The organism is Shewanella sp. LZH-2 (assembly GCF_016859145.1).
GTDB classification, from domain to species: Bacteria; Pseudomonadota; Gammaproteobacteria; order Enterobacterales; family Shewanellaceae; genus Shewanella; species Shewanella xiamenensis.
This window is the reverse complement of record NZ_CP069350.1, coordinates 2,871,944-2,897,082: the sequence shown is the minus strand read 5'-3', so window position 1 is coordinate 2,897,082 and position 25,139 is coordinate 2,871,944. Positions and strand designations below refer to the sequence as shown.

21 protein-coding genes are annotated in these 25,139 nt (G+C 45.3%); 7 read left to right on the top strand and 14 right to left on the bottom strand.

Going from position 1 to position 25,139, the window contains the following annotated elements; translation table 11 throughout:
* Positions 1-260: 260 nt before the first annotated feature.
* From JM642_RS12855 to JM642_RS12835, 5 genes are all read left to right on the top strand, one after another.
* Entirely contained in the window at positions 261-1,334 is a 1,074-nt protein-coding gene (locus tag JM642_RS12855; RefSeq protein WP_203431916.1) for an efflux RND transporter periplasmic adaptor subunit, read from the top strand.
* On the top strand, positions 1,334-4,378 hold the full coding sequence (locus JM642_RS12850) for an efflux RND transporter permease subunit (protein WP_203431915.1): 3,045 nt from the start codon (positions 1,334-1,336) through the stop codon (positions 4,376-4,378). The genes JM642_RS12855 and JM642_RS12850 overlap by 1 nt, the downstream gene beginning before the upstream one ends.
* Positions 4,379-4,442: 64 nt before the next feature.
* Positions 4,443-5,096 (top strand): MarC family NAAT transporter, encoded by a 654-nt coding sequence (locus JM642_RS12845; protein WP_203431914.1) that lies wholly within the window; start codon positions 4,443-4,445, stop codon positions 5,094-5,096.
* Between the two features lie 227 nt (positions 5,097-5,323).
* The gene (locus JM642_RS12840) at positions 5,324-6,247 is read left to right on the top strand and encodes a hypothetical protein (RefSeq protein WP_239000441.1); all 924 of its coding nucleotides are present in this window, start codon (positions 5,324-5,326) and stop codon (positions 6,245-6,247) included.
* 495 nt (positions 6,248-6,742) lie between these two features.
* Positions 6,743-7,078: a hypothetical protein gene (locus tag JM642_RS12835; RefSeq protein ID WP_037417103.1), complete on the top strand. Its 336-nt coding sequence runs from the start codon at positions 6,743-6,745 to the stop codon at positions 7,076-7,078.
* A 201-nt stretch (positions 7,079-7,279) separates the two neighbouring features.
* Here the strand turns inward: JM642_RS12835 and JM642_RS12830 are convergent, their stop codons facing one another.
* From JM642_RS12830 to JM642_RS12810, 5 genes are all read right to left on the bottom strand, one after another.
* A complete protein-coding gene (locus tag JM642_RS12830; protein WP_069454660.1) occupies positions 7,280-7,933 on the bottom strand; it encodes a Vat family streptogramin A O-acetyltransferase in 654 nt (217 codons plus the stop codon).
* Positions 7,934-8,010: 77 nt separating this feature from the next.
* A complete protein-coding gene (locus JM642_RS12825; protein ID WP_203431913.1) occupies positions 8,011-8,904 on the bottom strand; it encodes a methylated-DNA--[protein]-cysteine S-methyltransferase in 894 nt (297 codons plus the stop codon).
* A gap of 13 nt (positions 8,905-8,917) precedes the next feature.
* Positions 8,918-9,685: an SDR family oxidoreductase gene (locus tag JM642_RS12820; protein WP_037427895.1), complete on the bottom strand. Its 768-nt coding sequence runs from the start codon at positions 9,683-9,685 to the stop codon at positions 8,918-8,920.
* A 142-nt stretch (positions 9,686-9,827) separates the two neighbouring features.
* Positions 9,828-10,202 carry a hypothetical protein gene (locus JM642_RS12815; protein ID WP_088585779.1) on the bottom strand — a complete coding sequence of 125 codons (375 nt, stop codon included), beginning with the start codon at positions 10,200-10,202 and terminating at the stop codon, positions 9,828-9,830.
* Positions 10,203-10,264: 62 nt separating this feature from the next.
* Entirely contained in the window at positions 10,265-10,729 is a 465-nt protein-coding gene (locus JM642_RS12810) for a hypothetical protein (protein WP_023267497.1), read from the bottom strand.
* A gap of 279 nt (positions 10,730-11,008) precedes the next feature.
* Here JM642_RS12810 and JM642_RS12805 point away from each other — a divergent pair, with 279 nt between their 5' ends.
* The gene (locus JM642_RS12805) at positions 11,009-11,566 is read left to right on the top strand and encodes a hypothetical protein (RefSeq protein WP_203431912.1); all 558 of its coding nucleotides are present in this window, start codon (positions 11,009-11,011) and stop codon (positions 11,564-11,566) included.
* 751 nt (positions 11,567-12,317) lie between these two features.
* The gene (locus tag JM642_RS12800; protein ID WP_037417125.1) at positions 12,318-12,758 is read left to right on the top strand and encodes a hypothetical protein; all 441 of its coding nucleotides are present in this window, start codon (positions 12,318-12,320) and stop codon (positions 12,756-12,758) included.
* 363 nt (positions 12,759-13,121) lie between these two features.
* Here JM642_RS12800 and panP read toward each other — a convergent pair whose 3' ends face one another.
* From panP to mtrA, 9 genes are all read right to left on the bottom strand, one after another.
* Positions 13,122-14,771, bottom strand: coding sequence for a pyridoxal-dependent aspartate 1-decarboxylase PanP (panP, locus tag JM642_RS12795; RefSeq protein WP_203431911.1), 1,650 nt, complete (start codon positions 14,769-14,771; stop codon positions 13,122-13,124).
* Between the two features lie 253 nt (positions 14,772-15,024).
* Positions 15,025-16,170 (bottom strand): glycerate kinase, encoded by a 1,146-nt coding sequence (locus tag JM642_RS12790; RefSeq protein ID WP_144345825.1) that lies wholly within the window; start codon positions 16,168-16,170, stop codon positions 15,025-15,027.
* A gap of 58 nt (positions 16,171-16,228) precedes the next feature.
* Complete coding sequence (locus JM642_RS12785; protein ID WP_169546628.1) at positions 16,229-17,587, bottom strand: GntP family permease; 1,359 nt, start codon at positions 17,585-17,587, stop codon at positions 16,229-16,231.
* Positions 17,588-17,888: 301 nt separating this feature from the next.
* Positions 17,889-18,881 (bottom strand): catalase family peroxidase, encoded by a 993-nt coding sequence (locus JM642_RS12780; protein ID WP_203431910.1) that lies wholly within the window; start codon positions 18,879-18,881, stop codon positions 17,889-17,891.
* A 253-nt stretch (positions 18,882-19,134) separates the two neighbouring features.
* Positions 19,135-20,364, bottom strand: a complete 1,230-nt coding sequence (locus JM642_RS12775; RefSeq protein ID WP_037417139.1) for a sugar diacid recognition domain-containing protein — start codon at positions 20,362-20,364, stop codon at positions 19,135-19,137.
* Positions 20,365-20,382: 18 nt separating this feature from the next.
* Positions 20,383-21,093, bottom strand: a complete 711-nt coding sequence (locus JM642_RS12770; protein ID WP_203431909.1) for a uracil-DNA glycosylase family protein — start codon at positions 21,091-21,093, stop codon at positions 20,383-20,385.
* A 2-nt stretch (positions 21,094-21,095) separates the two neighbouring features.
* Entirely contained in the window at positions 21,096-21,710 is a 615-nt protein-coding gene (locus JM642_RS12765) for a hypothetical protein (protein ID WP_037417143.1), read from the bottom strand.
* A gap of 280 nt (positions 21,711-21,990) precedes the next feature.
* On the bottom strand, positions 21,991-24,084 hold the full coding sequence (locus tag JM642_RS12760) for an MtrB/PioB family decaheme-associated outer membrane protein (RefSeq protein ID WP_203431908.1): 2,094 nt from the start codon (positions 24,082-24,084) through the stop codon (positions 21,991-21,993).
* Positions 24,085-24,096: 12 nt separating this feature from the next.
* A complete protein-coding gene (mtrA, locus tag JM642_RS12755; RefSeq protein WP_037417148.1) occupies positions 24,097-25,098 on the bottom strand; it encodes a decaheme c-type cytochrome MtrA in 1,002 nt (333 codons plus the stop codon).
* Positions 25,099-25,139 lie beyond the last annotated feature (41 nt).

The window sequence follows — 25,139 nt, the reverse complement described above, 5'->3', positions numbered from 1 at the left end:
CATTTCAACATTTACGCAAGATTATCGTTTGGGATGATGTTGTGGTCAGATTTGTTATTAATGATAGGCTTGGTTCGGCAAAATACAGTGTTGTTAATTAATTGAAATAAAAATGCTAAAGCGTAACTTTACAAAATATCAGTAAGTTATAGACTTAAACCAGCAAAATTAAATTGTAAAAACTCGTCCTTACGATCATTAAGACGTTGTCGTTGGATTAATAAAATCTCTGCAATTAATCACTGGGTAAGGGGCAAGGAATGAAGGGGCTGAAAGGTTTTCAGTATGTAGTTTTTTTAGGTGTGATCGCTTTAAATCTAAGTGGTTGTGGGGAAAAGCAAAGTGTTCCCCAAATGACGGCGGATATCTCTAGACCAGCTTTAATTTCAACACTTCAGCCTCAAGGCGTTTCACAAACTCATTTTACGGGCGTTGTTCGTTCAGCCCAGCGCGCTGAGTTGGCTTTTAAGCTATCGGGTAAGTTAGCCTCAATGGCCTTTCAGGAAGGAGATAAAGTTCAGCGTGGGCAAGTGTTAGCCAGTTTAGATAATGCCGAACTCAAAACGGCTTTGGATTCGGCCAAGGTAGAATATGCTCAAGCGCAAACTGATTTTGACCGCGGCAATAAGATATTCTCAACCAGTCAGGCTATTTCTCGTAGTGATTTAGATCAGTTAAAAGTGAAGCGTGATTTGGCCGCTAATAAGGTCTCTAAGGCACAACAGGATCTCGAAAATGCTTCAATTAAAGCGCCTTTTGACGGCATTATCTCCCAAAAACTGGTGAATAACTTTGCAACTGTGCAGCCCAATCAACCTATTTATGTTGTGCATAATCCTCGTGATTTAGAGGTGATGATCAATGTTCCCGGTAAGTTATTTTTAGAGCCAACGAGTGGTCAACATGCTATTGCTGAAATTGAGGGATTAGCAGATCAACGTTTCAATCTGACTTACCGTTACTATGCCGCTGATGCTGATCCTATTTCGCAAACTTACCAAGTTGTGTTGGGGTTTGATGACCCCTCGTCGGCACCTTTGCTGCCGGGAATGACGGCTAAAGTGTATCCGGTGATGGATGCGTCAGCCGCGGCCAAATCTATTATGGTGCCGATTGATGCGGTAGTGCCATCAAATACTGGCTCGCAGTTTGTTTGGTTGGTGGGACAAGACAGCACTGTTAGCCAACAGCAAATCAAAGTAGGTAATCTCCTCGGTAGTCAAATACAAGTGACTGAAGGCCTCCGTGCTGGCGATAAGATTGTGGTTGCTGGTGTTCATGCGTTAACCCAGGGGATGAAGGTACATCCAATGAATGCTGAGGAGTCGAATTAATGGATATTGCTCGTTATTCGATTGCTAAGCGAACCAGCGTTTGGGTGATCATATGTTTGCTGCTCCTCGGTGGCTACCTGAGTTATCAACAATTGGGGCGGTTTGAAGATCCTGAGTTTGTGATCCGTCAAGCGGTGGTAATTACACCTTATCCGGGGGCGACCGCTAAGGAAGTGGCAGATGAAGTGACGGATGTTATCGAGTCTGCTGTTCAAGCATTGCAAGAAGTAAAGGAGATTAAATCCGTCTCCAAACAGGGCATGTCCGAGGTCACGGTTGAAATTGACTTACAGTTTGCCCGCTCCAAAGGTGAGCTCGATCAAGTATGGGATAAATTACGTCGAAAAATCGCTGATGCGCAAAGGCAATTGCCTAAAGGCGCAGGGCCTGCGATGGTGAACGATGACTTTTCCGATGTCTATGCGCTGTTTTATGCCGTGACAGGAAAGGGATATTCAGACAAGCAATTATATGACTATGTTGATTTTTTGAGTAAGGAGTTGGCCTTAGTCGATGGCGTGGCAAAAACAGCCATTTTAGCCAATCGTCAGGAAGAAATTTATCTCGAGTTTTCCGCGGAGCGCCTGACGTCATTAGGGATGACCGCCCAGCAAATTTTTACCGTTCTACAAAAGCAAAATATTGTCACCGTGGCCGGTGAATTACCTGCGGGCAATATGCGTTTAGCGGTTATCCCAAAAGCGGCGGTTAACAGTATTGATTCGCTTAAAAATTTGCCACTTGGTGTGGGGAGCCAAGGTCAAACATTGCGGCTTAAAGATGTGGCCAATGTGGTTCGTGGCTACAAGGAGCCCATGAGTTTGATGATGGCCTACAATGGCGAACGTGCCATTGGGTTAGGGATCTCAAATATTAGCGGCGGTAACGTGGTTAATATGGGGGATGCGGTTAAAGCACGGCTTGCGGAACTTGAAAATCAGCGTCCTCTTGGCATGGAACTAAATGTGGTATCCATGCAATCTGATTCGGTAAAGGCCTCGGTTGCTAATTTTGTGGATAATCTTATCGCCGCCGTGGTGATTGTGTTTATCGTGCTCTTGCTATTTATGGGGGTAAGATCGGGGCTTATTATTGGCTTTGTGCTGGTGCTGACGGTTGCGGGCACTCTGATTATCATGCTGATGGATGATATAGCCATGCAGCGCATCTCCTTAGGGGCTCTGATTATTGCGCTCGGGATGTTAGTCGACAATGCCATTGTGGTCACCGATGGCGTATTAGTGAAACTGCAACAGGGCGAAGCGCGTGAAAAGGCGATTAGTGATGTGGTTAACGCCACGGTTTGGCCACTCTTAGGCGGAACCTTAGTTGGTATTCTCGCATTCAGTGCCATTGGTTTATCACCCAGTGATATGGGGGAATATGCTGGATCCCTGTTTTGGGTGATCCTCTACTCTATGATGCTAAGTTGGGTATTTGCGGTCACGATTACACCTTTATTATGTCATCAGTTTTTGCATGTTAAGCCGCAATCAGCTGAGCAGGGCGAAGGCAAAATTCTTACATCTTATCGTGCGATGCTTATTTGGGTGCTTGGTCATCGCAAATTGACCGGCGTTGGATTAATCGGCCTGTTAGTCTTGGCATTAGTTAGCATGGGTTTGGTTCCGCCAGGATTTATGCCTGAATCACAAAGACCACAGTTTGTTGTTGATGTTTATTTGCCGCAGGGCACGGATATTAACTACACCCATTCTGTGGTTGGTCGTATCAGTAATGAGGTTGCCAAAGAGCCTGCGGTGACTGGGATAACCAGCTTTATCGGTGGTGGAGGGCTAAGGTTTATGCTGACCTATTCTCCTGAGCCTCGTAATCCTGCCTATGGGCAATTGCTAATTGATGTGGACGATTATCAACACATCTCTGCGCTGGTGGAAAAACTGCAAACGGGCCTTTCTGAACAATATCCTGATGCGTCAATCAAGGTATGGAAATTTATGCTCGGCCGCGGCGGTGGTAAGAAAATTGAGGCAGGATTTAGTGGTCCAGATCCAAAAGTCTTACGTGAGCTAGCTGAACAAGCTAAAGCTGTGATGTTGCAAAATCCGGAACTGATTGCCGTACAGGATGACTGGCGTCAGCAAGTGCCGGTTTTGGTGCCACAGTATAATCAAACGGTTGTGCAGCAAATGGGGCTGACAAGTGTAGAGCTTAATCAGGCGTTGGCTCAGTTACTCACGGGGACGACGATTGGCTCATACCGTGAAGGCGATGACTTAATTCCCCTCGTCGTGCGTGCTCCCGAGAGCGAACGTCGATTTGAGCGGGCGATTGAAAGCCTGCTGGTTTACAGTCCTGTTGCGGGTCGCCAAGTTCCCATGAGTGAAATGGTTAGTAACATTGCTGTTGAATGGCAAGATGCGATTGTGCGTCGTATTGACAGGCAAGCGACTATCTTAGTTCAGGCCGATCCTGCACCGGGCGTGCTGACAAACGTGGCGTTTTCGGCTGTGCGTGGTCAAATTGAAGCCATTAAATTGCCACCAGGCTATCGCCTAACATGGTATGGTGAATATAAAGCTTCAAATGATGCCAACGAAGGTTTAGCTTCATCAGCGCCTTTTGGTTTTGCTGCGATGATCCTTGCCGTGGTGTTTATGTTCAATGCGCTGCGCCAACCGCTCGTGATATGGCTGACAGTGCCATTAGCCGTGATTGGGGTCGTTGTCGGCTTAGTGTTATTTAAGACACCTTTTGAGTTTATGGCGATTCTCGGTTTCCTGAGCTTAATCGGGATGATGGTGAAAAACGCGATAGTGCTGGTTGACCAAGCGGATAGTGAAATTCGCGCGGGTACGCCAGCATTAGAAGGATTAATCCAAGCATCGGTCAGCCGTGCTCGTCCAGTGGTATTGGGCGCGCTTACAACGATATTGGGCGTTGCACCGCTGATTATGGATCCGTTCTTTAAGAGTATGGCGGTGACGATCATGTTTGGTTTATTATTTGCGACCGCGTTGACATTGATTGTGATCCCATTGCTTTACGCTGCACTTTTTAGAATACCGCGTCCAGTGGTTTAATTACGTCGTTAACACATGTGCAAAGGGGGCTTAATTTAGGCCCCCTCTATTTTGGAGTTTTGCTATGTTTTTTCAGGTGACATTACTTGCTTTCACTGCGCTCTTACCTATGGTCAATCCCCCAACCACAGCCACATTATTACTTGGGCTCACAAAAGATCAGACCCCAGCGTTTATCAAACGTCAGGTTAACCTTGCTGCGATTTGGCTGTTTCTGACCTTATGCATTACCTTTTTTATTGGTTCTTCAATCTTAAATACTTTTGGTATATCCATTCCAGGCTTAAGGTTAGCGGGGGGATTAATTATAGGTGTGATAGGGTTCAGAATGTTATTTCCTGCGCCCACATCAGATAACCAGTTGCCCAGTGAGGACAGTATAGCGTTTGTCCCATTAACGATTCCAAGTATGTGTGGCCCAGGGACAATGGCGTTAGTGATCAGTGGTGCTGCTCAAATTTCGGATTTACCAACAGATTATGAAAGAATGCACATTTATGCGGGGATGGTGGCTGCGTTTGCATTAATTAGTCTTACCAGTTGGATAGTGCTAAGAATGGCGCAGCCAGTTTGCCGCTTTATGGGGAAAACTGGTATTGATGCTTTAACTCGTATTATGGGTTTTTTGCTGATTAGCATGGGAATGCAATTTATGATCAATGGCGTAAAAGAACTCTTAGCTGATCCAGCATTTCGTATTATGTGTACCATGCAATAACCAGTTGTGAGAAATGCGTATTGATAGAGAACGACATTAACCGCCAAATTGGCTTTTTTGGCATGCAATATTGTATAAATGGATGGCTCGGTACGGCTTAGGCGAACCTACTTGCTGGTTTTGACTCACAAAATATGTAAATGTGGCTTAGGGAATATCTGCCGGAGCTATTCTTTCTGCTAAAATTTAACCAAATGGGTAGCTTTAATATAGCGTAATGAGCATATATGTTGATATTTCAGCGTGTTAGTCTGTTAAATTGGTTTTTTTGTATTGGAATATTGGCCTGTATTCCAAACTCTCATGCTGTCGATACTTTTAAGATGAATCCTCCCGAGTCAGAGAATGACCATCGATATCAATATACCTATGATCTTTTGACATTGATTATTGAAGCAACTAACAATGATTTTGGTGTCGCATCGATACAAATATCTGATGACATTATGAGCCGCAATCGGATTTTTAGAGGATTATTAGAAGGTAAAACAGTCAACGTTATTGCTGAAGCATCTAATTCTCAGTGGGATGAACAGTTAATTCCAATAAAAATCCCAATCCGTAAAGGTATTCAGGGTTTTAGAGTATTTATTATCAAGAAACAAAATTTATCCATTATGGCCAATATAAATACATTGGCGCAGTTAATGGCGTTAGATACCGGTTCTGGTAGCCAATGGTCAAGTAAAGCTGCCATGCAAAATGCTGGATTTAACGTTATTGAAAGTATTCAATATGATAATTTGTTTAATATGTTATCTATGGGGAGGTTTGTGACTTTTGGACGAGGCATTAATGAAGCATTTAAAGAAGTTGAGCTATTTAAGTCTCGCTATCCCGATTTAGTGGTAGATAACCATATTTTGCTGCATATACCCCTTGCAACTTATTATTATGTTGCACCTGATCAACCTCGCTTAGCATCAAGGATTCAAGAGGGGCTTAAACGAGTTATTGCTAATGGAAAGTTTGATGAATTGTTTTATCAGCGGCATTGCGATTTTTTATTAAAAAGTAATATTAATCATAGACGAGTTTTTAAAATTAATAACCCACTCACTACTGAAGCAGAAATGACATCAATTGTTGGTAAGGACTTTTTGCTCGAACCAAGTAGTGATTTTTCGGCGTTATGTGAGAAGTACCATTAATCTCATATTTAATGGGAATATTAAGTTTTTTATTGTCAAAAAAGTTAAATGGTTGTTAGCTGATCTGTGTGTGCTATTGATGGTTTACTTTCTTTAAAGAGGATTGGATTCTGTAACCAGATTAATACTGTTAACTGTATAGTAGATAAAAATTTTTCTTTATCCTCATTGCTAGCTATTGCTGTTTTGTTGGAGCATCATTATGCTAATTTCTGTTGTATTTTCACTGATTTGCACTATGAAGTAGTTGCTAGAGGAAATGATACGTAAGATGTCGAGACAGTTGTTGAGCTCCTCGACGCTGCATTTGCAGTGATGTGTCGGTGAGCAACCAATCGATCCTCTTAAATAACAGTGAATCAGGTCGTGTCTGTTGGGATATCGATAGCGATATTTAGGGAGGAATCGTTGTTACTACAATCATTGGCAATCGCTAATGAAGATGGTTAAACAGTAATCGTAAGTCGTATTAATGAAAAACGCTGCGGAGGCGCTATGTTGAAAATTAGTTCTAGCTTATTGATGTGTTTGGTGTTGTTTGCTTGTAGTTCTATGCCTAAAGATTGGTCTGGAATGTCCGCCGATGAAATATCTGCTTGGAAGTCGGCAGGTTTTAGTTCTGAAGTTGCTCAAAAGTGGCATCTTAGTGGATTTGATGCCGCGCAAGCGTCTGACTGGAACAAGGCTGGATTTAATCTAAAGGATGCGATGGCGTGGGGAGCACAGAAATTTGCCCCAGAAGAAGCTAAAAATTGGCGCGATTCAGGCTTTGACTTAGACGATGCTATTGAGAGTCGTAATAAAGGTTTGACCCCAATTAAACGTAATTAATCGCCTAAAATTACTGCAAATGGACGCATCATTTTGCGTCCATTTTTTAGCCCAATATCCTAATCAGGATGATTAATGATTACTTGTTTATCATTGGGTTTACGGGAGTTAAGCGCTAGCGATACTGCCAACAGTCATTCCTTTGATATTGACAAAGGTTTCACCTTTTCACTTGGAACTCGTTTTGTGGGTGTCGCTTGCTTAATCTGCCAGCTGCAACTTAGTGAGTTCTGCGCCAGCGATAGCACTTAAGTGCTGAGTGATTTTCTCAATCGGCCAATCCCACCACGCAATAGCAACGAGCTTATCTATCACAGTTTGCTCGAATCTTAGCTTAATAATGGTGGCAGGATTACCACCCACAACAGCATAGGGCGGTACATCTTTTGTGACGACAGATTGGCTCGCGATAATCGCGCCATGGCCAATCTTCACCCCAGGCATGATTGTGGTGTTATAACCAATCCAAACATCGTGACCGACACAGGTATCGCCCTTAAAAGGAAAGTCTTCTGGCTTAGGTGTTGCCTTCTCCCAGCCATTACCGAAGATATAAAAGGGATAAGTGGAAAAGCCAGACACTGAATGATTGGCGCCATTCATGATGAACTTAACGTCCCTTGCAATGGCACAAAATTTACCAATAATCAGTTTATCGCCAATAAAGTCAAAGTGATAAAGCACGTTAGACTCGAAGCGCTCAGGCCCTGCCGGGTCGTCATAATAGGTGTAATCGCCGACGATAATGTTGTCGCGGCTAATGAAGTTCTTCAGAAAACCCACCTGAGGAAATCCTTTTAAGGGGGATTTGTCATTCGGGTTAGGTCCCTGTTGGGATGGGGAATGCGTCGGCATGTTTGCCTCCCTTATTATTTAATAGCTAAGAATTCAGTTAAGAGCATGAAAGCCTGTCAAACCTCTGTTTAATGGTTTTACTCACTATAGGCCGCTTCCCTTGCCAATATGACATGTTTACGGGTTTCACCCCAGCGATAACCGCCAAGTTCACCAGTTTGGCGTAGCACCCGATGGCAGGGGATAAGTAATGCCACCGGATTAGCGCCAATCGCCGAACCGACCGCGCGTGAGGCCTTAGGCTTACCAATGGCCTTGGCAATATCACCGTAGGAGGCGACCTCTCCCTTAGGTAAATTCAGTAGGGCGCGCCACACATTAAGCTGAAAATTGGTGCCTTTTACCCAGAGTGAGAGCGGGGAAGGCTCACCTTGGTGAATAGCCTGAGTGCTGGATGCTATTGAACTAAGCTTTTTGGCACTCGTGTCAGCAAAGTACTGGCTAAAGAGGTGATCAATTAAGCTTGCTGTTTGCGCTGTGTCCTCATAAATGGTGGCCTGACTCCAGCTCTGCTTTAAACGTTCTAATGGCAATTGAATTTGCAGCATATCGACAAAATCAAACTGGCAAATGCCCCGGGCTGTTTGGGCGATAAAGGCTAAACCGAAGGGCGTAGGATGATAGCCATAGGCAATGCTGATCCCTAAGCCTTTTTGTCGATATTCGAAGGGCGTGACCGCCTCAAGTTGCACAAAATGATCGTATAGACGCGAGCCACTGCTCAGGCCTAACTCATAACTGGCACTTAAGGTCGAGTGGGACGGCTGCTGCAATAATTGTTTTGCCCGCTCTAGGGTTAAGGCCTGCAAATAACGTTTGGGAGTGATCCCCGCCCAGCGACTAAAGAGCCGCTGGAAATGGAATTCACTTAAATGGACGTGCGCCGCAATCTCTGCCAGTGAGGGTTGATGACCCACATGCTGACGAATAAAGTCAATGGCACGTGCAATTCGCTCGTAATCTTGGGTCATCGTTATCCATTCCCTAGGTTTTACAGATGGACACACCACCATCGACCAATAAGGCGATCCCTGTGGTAAAACTGGCCGCATCGGAGGCTAGATATAGCGCCGATTGGGCGATTTCCGCGGGATCTGCGAGGCGCTTGAGGGCATGGAGGTTCTTCACAAAGGCCATGGCCTCTGGGGTATTGGCAAACTCCCGTCCCATTGGCGTATCTGTGCCGCCTGGCAAGAGCGCATTGACCCTAATCCCGCGCGCGCCGTACTCAACGGCCAAGGCTTGGGTTAAGCCAATCATCCCCGCTTTACTTGCCGCATAGGCCGCCGTTTGCGGAAAACCTATGGTATAGCCAACAAAGGAAGATGTAAAAATAATCGACCCTGCACCACGTTTAAGCATTTGTGGTAATTGATATTTTGCCGCTAAAAATGCACTGGTAAGGTTGGTTGTTAGGGTGTTTTCCCATTCGGCTCGGCTAAGTGCATCCGAATCCACACCTAATTCGCCATTAATGCCAGCATTGTTAAAGGCGATATCCAATCCACCATACTGCTCAACGGCAAGTGCCACTAAATCACTGGCATACACTTCGTCGGTTACATCGCCCGCCAGATAAACCGCTTCACCGCCTTGGGTGATTATCTCATCCACCAATGAGGCCAATATGGCGCCGCGGCGCGCGCCCAGCACCAGTTTTGCGCCTTCACGGGCAAAGCGTTTTGCGGTGGCATAGCCAATCCCCGAACTTGCCCCAGTAATGATTGCGACCTTTCCCTGTAACACTGCCATAGATATGTCTCCATTGATTGCCTCGGCCAATATGCGCCGATAGAGACATAGTGAAGGGTTAAGGCATACTACTCGACCCGAATCTTGCGCTTTTACACTTGGTTGCTAAAGTCGTGAAAGTTGGGTGGATTGTCACTGAGTTTTAGGCGATGCCAGCAGCATAAATCAGCAGCAAAGACAGCGGGACGGAAACAACACCGATTAAGCGGAATTGATTTTTAAACGCTTGGGCTGACCATCGGGCAAATTTGCGATGCTGACTTGGCGGCGTGCATGCCAAGCCGATTCCCACACAGAGTAAGACAATGCCTATCGCCAAAAAGATCTGTGGAAATCGGGTATCGGCGTAATATTGGATAAAAATCATACCCGCAATAATTCGGCTGACGACTTCAACAATATGGAAGTAGGGCTGCTCGCTAAATGCAATGATACCGTTAGCGAACGCCGCAGGCCTGATGACCATCACAAGGCTGAATAACAGCATTAATAGGCCAAAAGCCGCAATAAAATACATCGTCATTCCTTGTATTGGTTCTTATCTATTTGTCATGGGAAGCGTGAGTGGCTGTGTTTGTTCTACTTTAACTTGAGTCGTAATTGTTCTATCTGCCTATCGATAGACGCAACCTGTGTATCTGCTTGCTGCGCCACTGCCGACATTTCTTGCGCTAAGCTTTGCTCCCAAGTCGCTCCGGCAAGATTGTTATTGGCGTAACTTCTATCGTTTCTCAGTTCAACAATACGTTTATCCCTTTGGTCGATAATGAGTTTTCGGTCGTTTTCTAGTTTAGTGATTTCACGGCTAATGCGTTGTTTATCAATAAAATCGCTAATTTCTTGTTTTTTATCCGAGTGAGTAACAGCGTTTGCATGGGCAATATCAGGGCCTTTAACCACGCTACCGACGCCGCTGAGATCTACGGGTTGGCTATTTTCATCACAGGGATCGGCCTGATATTTTCCATCGGCACATTGGTATACGGCGGCATTGGCCGAAAAAGGCAGGATAAGTGTAACTAGCAATAATGATTTTCTGTCCATAGAACACCCCATTGTTGATTTGGTTAGATTACTCTGTCGTGGTGTAAAAACCAACAGAGTGGTCATGGGGCTTCATCCCACAGCCTAATGCCGTTAAGCCGTTGGTATGGCAGATGGTCTGTTACTCACAATTAGGATATGCCAAGAATTTAACAATGGGTGCTTGTTAAATTTTTTCTTAGAGCTAACTTAATAACTAATTGCTTGAACGTAAGTTGAAAGCACATTATGTTATTTTTTGAAAAGGGTTGCTCGATTTTCTGTGAAAAAGGATAAACAGTGAAAATTATTCCCACGGTACCGAAAAAATCTAAATTAATGAGCTGGTTGAAGCAGTTACCAATTTCTTTGCAACTAATATTAATTATATCTTTATTCTATCTGACTTGGCACTTTAGATACTTTGTTAGCGGTGTTAATGAATCTGAACTTGTAAAAGTAGAAAGTATTCTTTACTCGATTGAATGTAAAAATAAAATTTCAGGGGCGGATAGTATTATTTTGTATACATCCTTTCCTGAACGAGAGGTATGGTTTAGTGGTTGGCAAAAGTGCAAAAATTTATCTAGAGCATTAAATGAGTTACGTTTTCCCGAAAAAGTAATCTATTATACCAAGAGGTATAATGGTGTTTTTAGCCAAAGTAGTGAAGGAGCTTTATGGATTTATGCCGTTGATCTTGCGAGAACGAACGAGCCATTAATTTATCCCGTAAATGGATTAGGTGTTAATTACGAGCCGAATATTTGGTGCTTGGTGTTTTTCTTCATAGCACTATCTCTAATTGAGTCATTAAGAGAGCGTTGGTCGGATTACAGAAAATTAAAAATGAGTTAAGTAACCATTAATGACATACAAACGGAGATATATAAACTAAAAAATTGGGTGAAAATATTGACTCCCAACTTTAATAGCGTGGCAGTGAACCTCCGGCTATACCTTGGTTAAACATTGAATAAGAGGTTTGTATGCCGCGCCCTCTCAAGGGGAGAAATCCTACTCCTTAATATCCTCCCATAGTTACTCTTTTACTGCATAATTCCTATGGGAAGTGGTGAACAATGCAGCACTGTTATCATAGTATTTGTCCTCAATATACAACAGATTAAGCCGTAATTTGTTTAGGCGAATTCTATTACGGGCATGACCTTCAATAATATGGATGTATTCGAGAGCCGCCATGGATGGCTTTACGGCGTGTCACGCAAGCTGCTGAATTTGGCGTATTCGCTATTTGAGCATATGAACCTAATCGTCATCGACTGGAAAATAGTAGGAAAAAGAGTGAGGCTACCTTCATCTTCCACGCTGGCCATTTGTTGTATTGGGAGTTGCACGTTTGAAATATACTATTTTTAATGACTTGGAGCTTTTTTATGTCTTTGATTTAAAATGTATAGCTGGATTTATTACCTCCTTGTGTTTTTTATGACTTTGGTTAAAGCAATTTATGCCATACGGGTTGTAGGTAAACTGAAAGTGCATTATGGTATGAGATAAAATGGTTGGCTAAATTTTTAATACCTAGCTAAGGATTTCGTATCTAAAAATATAGCCAAGATTAATTTGCCATAAAGGAGAATTGTTGATGCATTACTTAAATAATCAAATTGGATACCCTTTTATTATAATTTATTTCGTTGTATTGCTGTCTGTTTTTATAGTCAATAAAATTTTTCTGCAAGACTTTAAAGGTGAAAACGATTTTATTATTTTAATAGTAATATTGAGTATCATACTATTGATGACCTTTAAGTTGAGGGTGAGTATCGAAGATAAAAAGCTTACGCTAAGCTACGGAATTGGTTTATTTAAAAAGAGATTTGATCTTTCAGATGTTGCCAATGTGTCTATGGTAAAAAATAAATGGTATTGTGGTTGGGGTATGCGAATTTCATCTGAAGGAGCAATATATAATATATCCGGTTTCGAAGGTGTTAAAATTGACTTCCGTTCAGGCGTTTCAATTGTGGTTGGAACTAATAAACCATTAGAACTATATCAAGCACTTAAAACGTTTACCTCTTAATGTATCCTGCGAGTGAAAAGCACTATCGTTAAAGAACTCTTCATTGTTTAGCCCTAACATAGGCGAGTTTTCACTAAGAGGCTGTTCATAATTCTGTGTCAGGTTAATTCGATTGCTGACGTGACCTTCGATGATATGGATATCATCGCAGAGCCGCCATGGATGGCTTCACGGCGTGTCACGGAAGCAATGGAATTCGGCGTATCCGCAACGAGATCAGAAGTGCTTGGATAAAGCCTTATATTTTCAACCTAACCTTCTTTCATCCCAGCTCTGCAAACAAAAACAGCCACAAATATTTGCGGCTGTTTGTGATTAACATTCTGTTTTTAAATAGATTTAACGCTTACACTAAATCACTCGCTATTCATTGACCATAGCTAATAGCGCAGGTAAGAACTCTTTATCCAATGCGGCAATTTCGCCTTGCTCGATAAGCACTTGATTAAGGATCTCATGGCTAGTCAAGGGATTAGCTAATACGACGCGAAACACCACAGTGGGTAGTCTGAAGTAGCGCGCGGGTTGAATGCGGGTGCGCGAGACAAAGGATTTACCCTGTTCGCGTTGGTGTTTTTGAATAAATTGGGTCAGGCCATCGAGCAGCTCATTAAAGCGAGCGAGTTTGGTCCTATCGCCTTGGTCTATCGCCACTTGCATGGCTGCCTGCACTTCCGCGGGTACATAACGATAGGTGAGCAGGCACAGCTCAGGCGCGGTGACCAGCTCAAAGTCAGGGTGTGCGTCGATTTGCTCGGCAAAATAACGGGCTTTTTCAAGGCTGTTATTGATCAGGATTTCGTAACCATCGCGGCCAATAATCTGCAAACAGGCGTGCACTAACATCGCCATGCCGGGGCGTGAGCCTTCGAGCGTTTGGCTGCCTAAATCCTTAGAGCCTCGGCGCAGAATATATTCGGCGTGGTGGGCAATCGCATGGGCAAACTCAGGATTTTTAAATAACACCATGCCCGCGCCCATGGGGACATACATTTGCTTATGGGCATCGATCGTGACTGAATCTGCGAGTTCAATACCATCGAGCAAGTGACGGTATTTATTGGATAATAAGCTTGCGCCGCCCCAAGCCGCATCCACATGGAAGTGGCAGTTTAGCTCACTTGCTAATGCCGCAAGTTCCCGCAGTGGGTCGATATTGCCCGTCTCGGTGGTGCCTGCTACCCCAACAATCGCCATGACTTTAATGCGTTTATTGGCTAGTTCGGCTGCAACTTCGCGCATTTTGGCAACGTCGACTTTGTTATTGCCATCGGTTGGGATGCTGATGATATTGTCGCGACCGATACCGAGCAGATCGACGGCCTTACCTAAGGAGTAGTGGCCGCGCTCGGAGACCAGAATCGCTAAATCATCGAAGCCATAATGACGCAGCGCCTTGATTAAGCCTTCGCGGGTCACGCCTTTAAAGTCGCCATCGGCCTTGAGTAATTGGTTGCGGGCAATCCACAGGGCGGTGATGTTAGCCACTGTGCCGCCAGAGCAAAATGCGCCGAGGGAATGGTTGGCGCTGTGCATCCAATTACGATAAAAATCATTATCTTGAGCGTAAATCAAATGGTGCATCATGCCGAGCACTTGGCGCTCAAGCGGCGTAAAGGCTTTGGATGTTTCGATTTTGACTAAGTTTTGATTCAGCCCCACCATCATCTTCGACAGTGGCAACACGAAATAGGGCAGTGCCGAGGTCATATGGCCGATAAAACTGGGCGCCGCCGTATGCACCGAATGCGCCACCAGATTCTGCATGATTTCGTCGGTGTAGTCGGAGACAAAACGCGGCTGGCTTGGAATTTCAAAGGCTTGAAAATCGGTTTCGATTTCGGAAAGCGGCTTTTCCAGTGCGGCAATGCTGTCACCCAAAAAACCGGCTAAGTCCTCGGAAAGCTTCTGCTCGATAATGCTTAAGGTGGATTCCGCATCTTCGGGCACAGTGAAAATCCGCATTAGACTTTCTTCAGATGCGATGGCTTGGCGAGGGAGTTTTTGGGTCATGGGGCTTGCCGTCTATTAATTCTTATAGTGAAACCGCAAAGGTGATTAAGAGTATAACCAAATACATGGCGCTTAAACCCGTTTACGGATTACCAAAAAGGGAGCTCACTTTACTGCAAGGCCTTTTAGGCATCAAGCAATAAAACACCGCCTAAGTCTGTGCTTGGGTTATAGAATAAACAAAGGCGCTATAAATAGCGCCTTGGGTGTGTGTTGTTGGTTATCTAAACATTGTCTGTACGCTAAGGTAAAGTTAACGCTTGCCCAGCATCAAAACGGCGCCAATATTACGGGCGGTATTGATTAGATTGGTTTTGGCGTTAGCTAGCACATCGTCCAGCGGACTTAAATGTGGAATGATGGGGAAAATCGCCGCCATACCTTGCTCAAGTACCGCATTAGCATTGTCGCCAAGGCAACCCGCAATCCCAATGGTCGGAATATTTTGCAGCTGCGCTTGCTTTAATACACCCATCGGGGTCTTGCCAAATATGGTCTGGCCATCGATTCGGCCTTCACCCGTGATGACAAGATCTGCGCCGCGAATTTTGTCTGCCAGTCCCACCGTTTGCATCACAATCTCGACACCGGGTTTAAGCTCGGCGCCTAAAAACGCCATCACGCCAAGCCCCATTCCGCCTGCCGCGCCCGCGCCAGCTTGATTGCGGTGATCGGTTACACCACTTTGGGCTATCACATCGGCATAGTGACTCAGTGCGGCGTCTAAAATGTTCACCATCTCGGGTGTTGCGCCTTTTTGCGGGCCAAAGATGGCCGAAGCGCCACGCTCACCGCACAGCGGATTATCGACATCGCAGGCCACTTCAAAGGTACATTCTTTCAGTAGCGGATGGGCGTTGCTCATATCGATATTGGCAAGCTGAGATAGCGCTGCGCCGCCCGCACTTAGGGTTTTACCTTGTTTATCCAGCAGTAAAATATCCAGCGCTTGGGCCATACCTGCGCCGCCATCGTTGGTTGCACTGCCGCCTAAGCCTAAAATAATGTGTTTTATCCCGCGATTGAGCGCATCACAAATCAGCTCGCCCGTACCATAACTGGTGGTGATCAGCGGGTTACGCTGATCCCTTGGTACATGGTGCAAACCCGAGGCGGAGGCCATTTCAATCACCGCAATCGTGCCTTTGGCTTGCTGGCCTAAAATGCCGTAATGGGCTTTGACTTTATGGCCGAGTGGCCCCATGACCTCTAAATTGACAATGCTGCCGCCAGTGGCATCGACCATAGATTGCACTGTGCCTTCGCCGCCATCGGCGACGGGGATTTTGACAATCTCACAGTCTGGGATCACTTGTGTTAAGCCTTGTTCGATTGCGTTAGCCACATCGAGTGCGCTTAAGCTCTCTTTAAAGGAATCGGGGGCAATAACTATCTTCATTCAAAATCCTACAGCTTTTTGGGCGCTTGGTTGCGCCCAAGGACAAGATAACAGCGGCTTAGAGCAGCACTAAGCTTAGTACATACACGGCCAGCATGGAGGTTACACCTTGGATAAGGGTCGCCATAGTTTGGGCTTTATAGGCTTGTTTAACGCTCATGCGGCTAAATTGAGTCACCACCCAAAAGAAGCTGTCGTTAGCGTGGGAGACTGTCATGGCGCCGGCACCAATGGCCATTACGGTTAACACTCGGCCCATTTCGCTGCCAAGACCGATATCGCCCAGCATTGGGGCGACTAAGGCTGAGGTTGCCACTAAGGCAACGGTGGATGAACCTTGAGCCGATTTTAATGCTGCGGCGACGATAAAGGGCATGAAAATCCCAACGCCGAGTGCTGATAATGAGCTGCCTAAAAAGTCACCAATAGGTGTGGCTTTTAACACGGCGCCGAAGGCACCACCGGCACCGGTGATCAAAATAATCGGTGCTGCGGCGACTAAACCTTGGCTAATGCGCTCGCTAAACTCGGCAATCTTGTTATCGCTTTTCAGTAACAGCAGTGACAGGAATAGACCAATAAGCAGGGCGTTAACGGGTTGGCCGAGGAAGACTAATAGGCTGAATAGGCCTTCTTTGCCCAGTGGTGCAGAAGGGAAGTTAGCGATAGAACCTAAACAAATTAATAGGATAGGCACAAAAATCGGTGCAAATGCCTTTAATGGGCTAGGGAGTGTGCCGTAGCTTTGTTTTAAGGTTTCAAAATCAGCAGCTTGAGCTTTGAGTTCTTCCGCGCCTTCGCCATCGGGTTCAACCCCTGCAAAGCGGTTCGCCCATAGCATGCCTGCAAGTGAGGCAACGGCCGCAACAAATAAACCAACACCAATCACTAGGCCTAAGTTGGACTCTAAGCCAAGGTTACCCGCCGCGGCGATAGGGCCAGGTGTGGGCGGTACAAAGGTGTGAGTCGCATAAAGACCTGTCGCTAACGCCACGCTCATGGACACGCTCGAAACCTTCATGCGGTTCGCCATGGATTGTTTAAGCGAGTTTAAGATCACAAATCCCGAGTCACAAAACACCGGAATCGACACTAAGTAGCCGATAATCGACATAGTGAGTGTTGGGAAGCGTTTACCCAACACTTTAATCACCACATCTGCCATGGTAATGGCGGCGCCACTCTTTTCGAGGATGATGCCGATAATGGTTCCGAGCACGATCACCAGACCGATATAGCCGAGGATATTGCCAAAGCCAGTGGTGATGGTTTTAGCAATATCGCCACTCGGTAAACCATAGGCGAAGGCGCCAATAAAGGCGGCTAGAATTAAGGTTAAAAACGGATGGAGCTTAAATTTTGAGGTCGCGATAACAATAAATGCAATCACGCCGATGAGGATGAGCACTAAGTTCATAGATTGTCCCGTTCAGTCTTGGCTGAAGTTCTTAAGTGGTTTTGGCTGTTTTTGTAGGGCGCGGCTGTTATCTGATCCTAAGTTCAAATAAAGGCTGCTTTAAGGTCAGCCTATTATTGAATACTGCGAATTGAATAGCTTTGGTTAAACTGACGGAATTACGGTATAAACAGGCCATTATTTTGTGCGTGTGCACAAAATAATGCGTGTGACTTCGAATGTAATAGCAGAAATATTGTTGCGAGGGGTTGGTAAACCTGCGGTTTACCAACCTTAAAAGTGTAGCGTTTAATATCTTGAGTTATTGACGACGAATAAAAGACTCAACATAAGCCGCCGTTCTAGCATTAAGTATCGGATCGGCTGAGGGGGCAATGCCCTTAGGTAATAACAGTGGGTTAAAAATGCCTTTATCACATTGTTGCACTTGGGGATCGCTATCGCGGTCCCCGTTAATCACCACTTGGCCGACCAGTAATCGCTTACGAGTCTCAGGCCAAATTACCGTTGGATTATTAATGTCATCACCCGATTCAGCCAGTTGAATATAGAGGTTCCATTGTGCTGGCTGGGTATTAATGCGCTGGAGTAATTCTGCCTTTAAAAAATCATCATCCAGATTAGCCAGTTCGCTGGCAGAAAGGGCTGCTGTGCCGGCGACGGGTTCAAAAATCCATTTACCCGCAACGCTGTTATTTTGCTTGTCGGTAAACAAAAAGCTGTTTACGCCAAAGTAGCGACTATTGGCAAAGCTGGGGCTGGGTGGCAGTTGTTTTACATAGTCGAAAAAAGCTTTGGCGTCGGGCTTATTATCGATAAGCCACTGTTTACCTTCGGCACCTTGTTTCACTTTGGTCTGAAAGGTAAAAAAATCATCCAGATTACTAGCAAAGAACACTGGCACATTAGTGGTGACAAAGTTCAGGTTTTCTTTATCGCCCTCAATTTTGAGTGACATAAAGCGCCCTGGTGTTTTGTCGGAGATTTGAGGATTGGTGCCACCAAGGGAAAAACGAGCAGTAACCTTAATTTGGCTTTGATTAAAGAACGGAATTGATAGTGAATCTTGTAACTCTGGGTTGGGCGCAAAATAGCCCGAAGTACAAAATCCTTTAGTGTGATTACGCAGTTTCACTTTTTTGCCGGCTTCGCGACTCGCCGCATCCGGCGTGCCATTGACGGCATCAACTAGCTCAGGAATGGTTTTTTCGGCGGCGATTAATGTGGGTGAAGTTAGTGCTAAGCCTGTGATGATGCAGGCTTGGGCGAGTAAAGTCAGCTTGAATAGGGTCATTGTGATTCCTTCAATGGATTGTAACGAGCGTTCGAAATGTCGACGCGAGAGAGTTATCCAGAAATATAGGACAGGAGATACGGTATAAATCTTTCACCGAATGTATTGCTTACTCAATAGTGTAGTAATAGTGCAGTAAATGAGGTTAGCTTGAGACATGATTGCGATATCCATTGATTGCTTAAGCCATGAGAGTTAAATACTCAGTCGTTGAATTCGGTGGCTAAAGGAGCGTCTGGTTAAACAGAGGCCGCTACTTTGGGTTCGCAGAAGTATCAAGCAGTTGTCCCAGATACAGACTTAATAAGCCGTGTAAGGATTGAATATCAGTTTTGGTTAATTGCTGAATTTTATCTAGACGATATCTTAAGGTATTTCGGTGGATAAACAGGGCATTGGCGCATTGCTGCGCATCACCAAAGTGGGTGATGTAGGCGGCTAAAGTTTTACGTAATTGGCCATTTTTATCGGCCTGTGTTAGTTGCTGATAGGGACTTGCTAGCGCTTGGCCGCGCCAGTCATGCTTGAGTCCTGAGAGCAGCACTTGTAAGGAATAATCCTCAAATAGGTATTTTGTGCCTTCAGGGTTGAGCTGTTTACCTAAGCTCAACGTTTCTTGCGCGGTTTGATAGGAGCGTGCAATCCCACCTTTTACGGGAAAAAAGTGGCCCAAGGCAATTTTAAAATTTAAGTCCATCTGCGCAGGTAATCGTTGCAATAACTTATCAATACGTTGGTTTTCAAGCTCGGGATCCCATTGTTTTCCATCTAGAAAAGCGGGTTTTAGGATCACCAGCTGTGACATGGAGGTCATGGCAATTAGGTTGCCGCGGTCGGGATTTTGCAGTAGATGCAGTACTTGCTTGAGGGTTTCGCTGACTCTGGGATTGCGCTCATCACCGCTTAGCTCGTTATCTGTTGATGTGTTTACCTGCGATATCATTTTGTAGATGGCGGAGGGTTGTTTTTCACTGACTTCAATAATGGCGGCCACTCGTGGTAGCGTGATATCAATATCGAGCTGCTTGGCCCAGCGATGCAATTGCTCATCGTCATCGGTTTGTGCCTTGATAAGTTGCAGAATAAATTCTTCACGCTGGCGGTTTTCCCACTGCAATTTATCCTGTTGATTGGCTTGCTCGACAATCATCTCGGCGGTCATTTTTAGCAGCTCGCCGTAGTGGGTTAGTTCTGCCGGGTCGCCAGTAATGCCAATCACACCAATAATTTGCCCTTGGTAATGCAAAGGTAAGTTGATGCCTGGTTTTACGCCATGAAGACCGGAGGCGACTTCTTCGCTTAATTCCACATTGCGATTTTGCGCTATGGCTAATAATGCGCCTTCGTGGACTGAACCCATTCGTTTGGGATCGCCTGATCCTAAAATCACCCCCTGACCATTCATCACATTGATATTGTGTCCGATGATTTTCATCGTACGACTGACAATTTTTTTGGCTATGGCGGAATCGAGCAGATACATGGTCTGTGCCTATTTCAATTAAGCATTTAATAATGCCGCGATACGTGATCTTATCTTAGGTATAAGCACTCGTTCAAATTCGGGATGCTGTTTTAGCCAAAGGTTGTTTCGAGGGCTAGGGTGAGGCATGACCATCAATTGAGGCCAATACAAGGACCATTGCTCAATCGCTTGGGTTACTGTGACTTTTGGGGGCGACAATGGTGTCGATAACGTTAAGTCCGGTGAGGTTAACTCCCTGCATGCAGTACTAAGACGAGCCTTAGCACGTGGCAGATGGTAATCAATTGCATATTGGCCAAGGACTAGCACTAACTCTACCTGTGGCATCAAGGCTAATAACTTTTCATGCCAAGTCGTGGCGCACTCTGGGCGCGGCGGCTTATCACCTTGCTTTTTACCGTTTCGTTCAATGGTTCCCGGAAAACAAAACCCCATCGGTACTATGGCGAACAGGGCGGGATCATAGAATTGTTCTCTACTGACATTAAGCCAAGTGCGCAGACGCTCGCCACTGGCATCATCGAAGGGAATGCCCTTGTGGTGAGTTTTTACACCGGGGGCTTGGCCCGCAATTAAGATCCGTGCTTGGCTACTGGCTTGCAAGATAGGTTTTGCTGGCAGTGGAAGCTCGGCCTGACACAGTTGGCAGGCGCGAATTTGCTTGAGCAGTAAATTGAGTTCGGTTGAGTAAGCGGGCTCGATACTTGGGTGTGGGGCGGTTGTCATCGTTAAGCCCCTAGTTTGCTCAATAGATGATAGAGCCAATAACCAAAGAGTGCATATGAGGCGGCTAATACAAGATAACTCAATGGCTTAGCACCCAAGGATTTAGTGGGAGTTTTGGCATGAGAGGCTAAAGCAATATGAGCCAAGATGATGGCAAATAGAGCGCAGGGCGGCAGTAGATAACTGATGCCGAGAATCAATAAGGCGCCAAGACTCAGTAGCCAGCCCGCATGTTGATTGCTGGGCTGATGAAGTTGGCGTAACTGCAGCGGCAATAAAATCAGCCCAACGCCTACAATGATCATCCCAAGATTGAGTGCAAAGTCGCTCCAAGTGCGGTGTTCATAAAGGGTAAAGGTAAAAGCGAGCAATGGTACTATCAGTGCGGTTAGTACGTGGCGTTTGGCAAAGATGGGATTACGATACTGACCCGCAAAAAAGAACAGCCCTTGCATTAAGCTATTGATCAGGGTAAATCCACCCAGACCGACAATGATAAATAAGCTTGCTGTGCCACCGCTGGAATCAAATGCCATGGCCGGGGTAGAGAACAAACTTAAACCTATCAAGGCGGGTACAGGCGATAAACGCCAAAAAGAACAAGTGAAGGACGACATCTGATATCCACTGAAAATTAACGGGCTGAATTAACATCCGCTAAAGTGCTTGTAAACTCAAGGAATACCTTATTTTGAGTGCGAGTTTTGCCCCAGATTCTGATCTTATTCAAGATTTTGTGGGTTGGAATAGCGAGATGTTGTAACAAAAGTGCGGTGAGTTTTTGTATAGTTTCGCGAGCACGAGCTTGCCGGAACGAATAATATTTACTCTCGAAACGTCAACACGCTCTCATAAAAAAGCCCGCAGAGCGGGCTTTTGACCATCAATAAACGCAGATTAGAGCTTGTAGCTCATACTCAGCATTAGCATTTGTGCGGTGTAGTCATGGTTGTTAGTACCAAAACCTACGACGTTCCAAATGCCATCAACGGCGATATCATTTGCGGCGTCATTGTCCTTATAGTTCTCAACTTTGTAATCGAAGCGCAGCGCGAGTTTTTCGGTGGCTTGATATTGAGCATATAAGTTAATGTTATGTACTTTGGCAAAATAATCGCCATAGTCGCCAGTGATACCTTGTCTGACTTGAGTGTTACTGTCGGAGTTGGAATAGGTGTAGTCCAGTCCGAGGCGTAACTTGTTCTCTAGCAGATTGTTGTAGCTAATACCTGCGCCAACTACATCGACCTTGTCTTCAATAAAGCCAGTCCAGGTTGGAGTGCTGTAATTGCTACTACCTGCTTGTTCAGACTCAATGGTTTGATAGTTGTAGAAGGCGGTTGCCAGTAAGTCAGCGGTGATCATATAGCTGATATTGGCATCATAACTGGTGTCTTTTGACTCAGTTAAGCCAATCACAGTATCGGTATAATCATCCAACGCGTAACGGGCACCAACATCGATGGTCAGGCTTTCAAGCGGCGAATGGGTGATGCGCGCTTCGACTTGGGTTCTGTCACGGTCAGCCAGATTGTACTTACGTAACAGGCTGTTGGTTTCAGAAGAAGTCCATTCAGATGCTTGGTATTGTGAGCCGTCACGTTTTCCGTAACTGCCTTTTACCCACATGTCCCACATATCGAAGCTATTGACGCGTAAACGAGCCCAAACGGTATTTTCATCCGTGGTTTCACGGTCTTGATAATCACGTTGGTCACGTTTGAAGTCATAACCACCATCAAGTTTAATATCGCGGGTAATACGATAATCTGCCGCGACTTTAAAGCGTTGCGTACGATTATCATAAGGCGTGTTATAAGCCACCTTACCGTTGACATTGTTGATGCTGATCTGGGTCCATTCTTCAACTTGGGTATTATTGTCACGGTCGTAATAATCGTAACTACCTGTCAAGCGAAGATCTTTGCTGACTTTGCTGACGACTTTAAGGTTCATGCCCAATAGATCGACTTTTGCATCAACCGCATCACTTGTTAGCTGGCTGGAATAACGATAGTTATCCGTTACTAACGCCTGATCTTGGCTCATTTGTCCAGTAAGAATACGACCCGATAGGGCGTTACTGCCATCGTTGTACTGTCCCATCAATGACACTGTGTGTGCCTGATTATCGGGATCAAGCGCCAACGTACTTTGGGTTTGGGCACCAAAGGTAGGATTGAATGCACTATCAAAGTCCAATTGGTTGTATTCGTTTTTGAATATAGACCCATTGTAACTGAGCGCTGTGAACCAACGATCACCCTTGAGTTTGACACCCGCTTCAATGGTGTCAGTAGTGTAATCCACTGGCTCTGCTAACATCATCGATTGGTTGAAGAAGCTACCAGAGGCTTGTTTTAAGCCAGTTTTTTCTTCACGCATGTAGTTAACATAGGTGCTCCACAGGGATTCGCCTTGATATTCAAATCCCAATCCCGTGCGTTCACGTTTAAGTGATAATTCAAGGGCATTGAGGCTATCCATCAACAATGGCATTTGGCTGCTTGAACCAGCAGTTACCCAGTTATCGGGTAACGTCAGGTTATTGCCACCAATACCCGCGTAGGGCGATAGGGCGCTATTGCTGTCGTAGGTTGCAATTTGGCGATAGTTTACATTGACGTTGTACTGGCCTTGTTTGCCCGCATTCACATCTAAACGACCGCCATCCATACCGAGTTGATAAGCTTCAACACTGGCACGGTAACCTTTTTCACCTTTAAAGCTTAAATCGGCATCAAATTTGCCCGCGACTTCATTGGATGTTCCAAAGGCATTGGCTGAGCGAATATCCTCTTCGCTGTTATAACCGACACCGACACCCACAGTGCCAGATGTGCCTGTTTCAACCACGCAACCTTTGCAGCTCCATGCGGATAATTTCACTTTATCAGTATTGGCATTAGCAAGACCATAACCATCAGCGGCTACGGCAAAGCCAGTGTTGGCTAATAACGCTAGAGTGATCAAATTGAGTTTAAATTTCATTTTCTCGTCTCCTTAGCGCTGTAATAGCTTGCCAGATGGATGGTTAGAACCATGGACCTGACTATGGCAATTTAAGCAGCTTCTTCCACCCGTAAAGGCATTGTCACCGACATTAGAACCTAAACCAGTGTTACCTAAGTAAGCATTGCTGGCGTGGCCATCGCTAGCATGACATTGCTGACACAGCTGCGGCGCGCGGGTTTTCAGCATGGCATCATTCACACTACCGTGAGGATTGTGGCAAGTGACACAATTCTCAGTGACGGGTGCATGCTCCCAAAGTTTTGGGCCGCGTTTCTCGGCATGACAGGAATAACAGGTATCATTAACACTAGGCTTGTTAAGATCGGAATCTGTCATGCTCCCATGGGGATTGTGGCAGTCGCTACAGGTCATTTGGGCCCATTTGAGTGGATGACTTGAGCGTTTATTCATATCCGCTTTTTGCTTAGTGTGGCAGCTAGTACAGACTTCCATCTCAGTGTTTTTAGATAACACAGGATCTTTAGCTACGTGTACTTGGTGACAAGAAGCACAAGCAACATCGGCGTTGTCATGGTGACCGCCATTCCAAGACATACGTTTATCGTCTTGGTGACAGCTCATACATACGCTGTTTTGCTTATCGGCACTTAAGGTTGATTGCTTACCAAAAGTGATCATCGGCTCGTTGCCGCCTTTGTTGTGCTGACCCATTGGGCCGTGGCACGCCTCACATTGCAGGCCAGCCATGGGGCTTTTTGACGAATCAATCGCGCCGTGGACACCTTTGAAAAGGTCCATCACTTTTTCAGATTTTTTATGGCACATGATGCAAGAGTCTGCACCTTTAGGGGAGTAGTTGCCTTCGGCAAACTTCTTATCCAAGGTCGCTTCGACTTGCTCAGGGGTCATTTTTTCATCCCACTTCGACGCGTAAGCGTTTGGTGTGATGCATAAAGACATAACTGCTGACATTGCCATTGTGATGACAAATGCCGGCAGTAGATTTTTCATTTTGTGACTGTTCTTCATAATAGGCTTCCCAATTTGTCCCAACAAAATTCAAGAAAGGG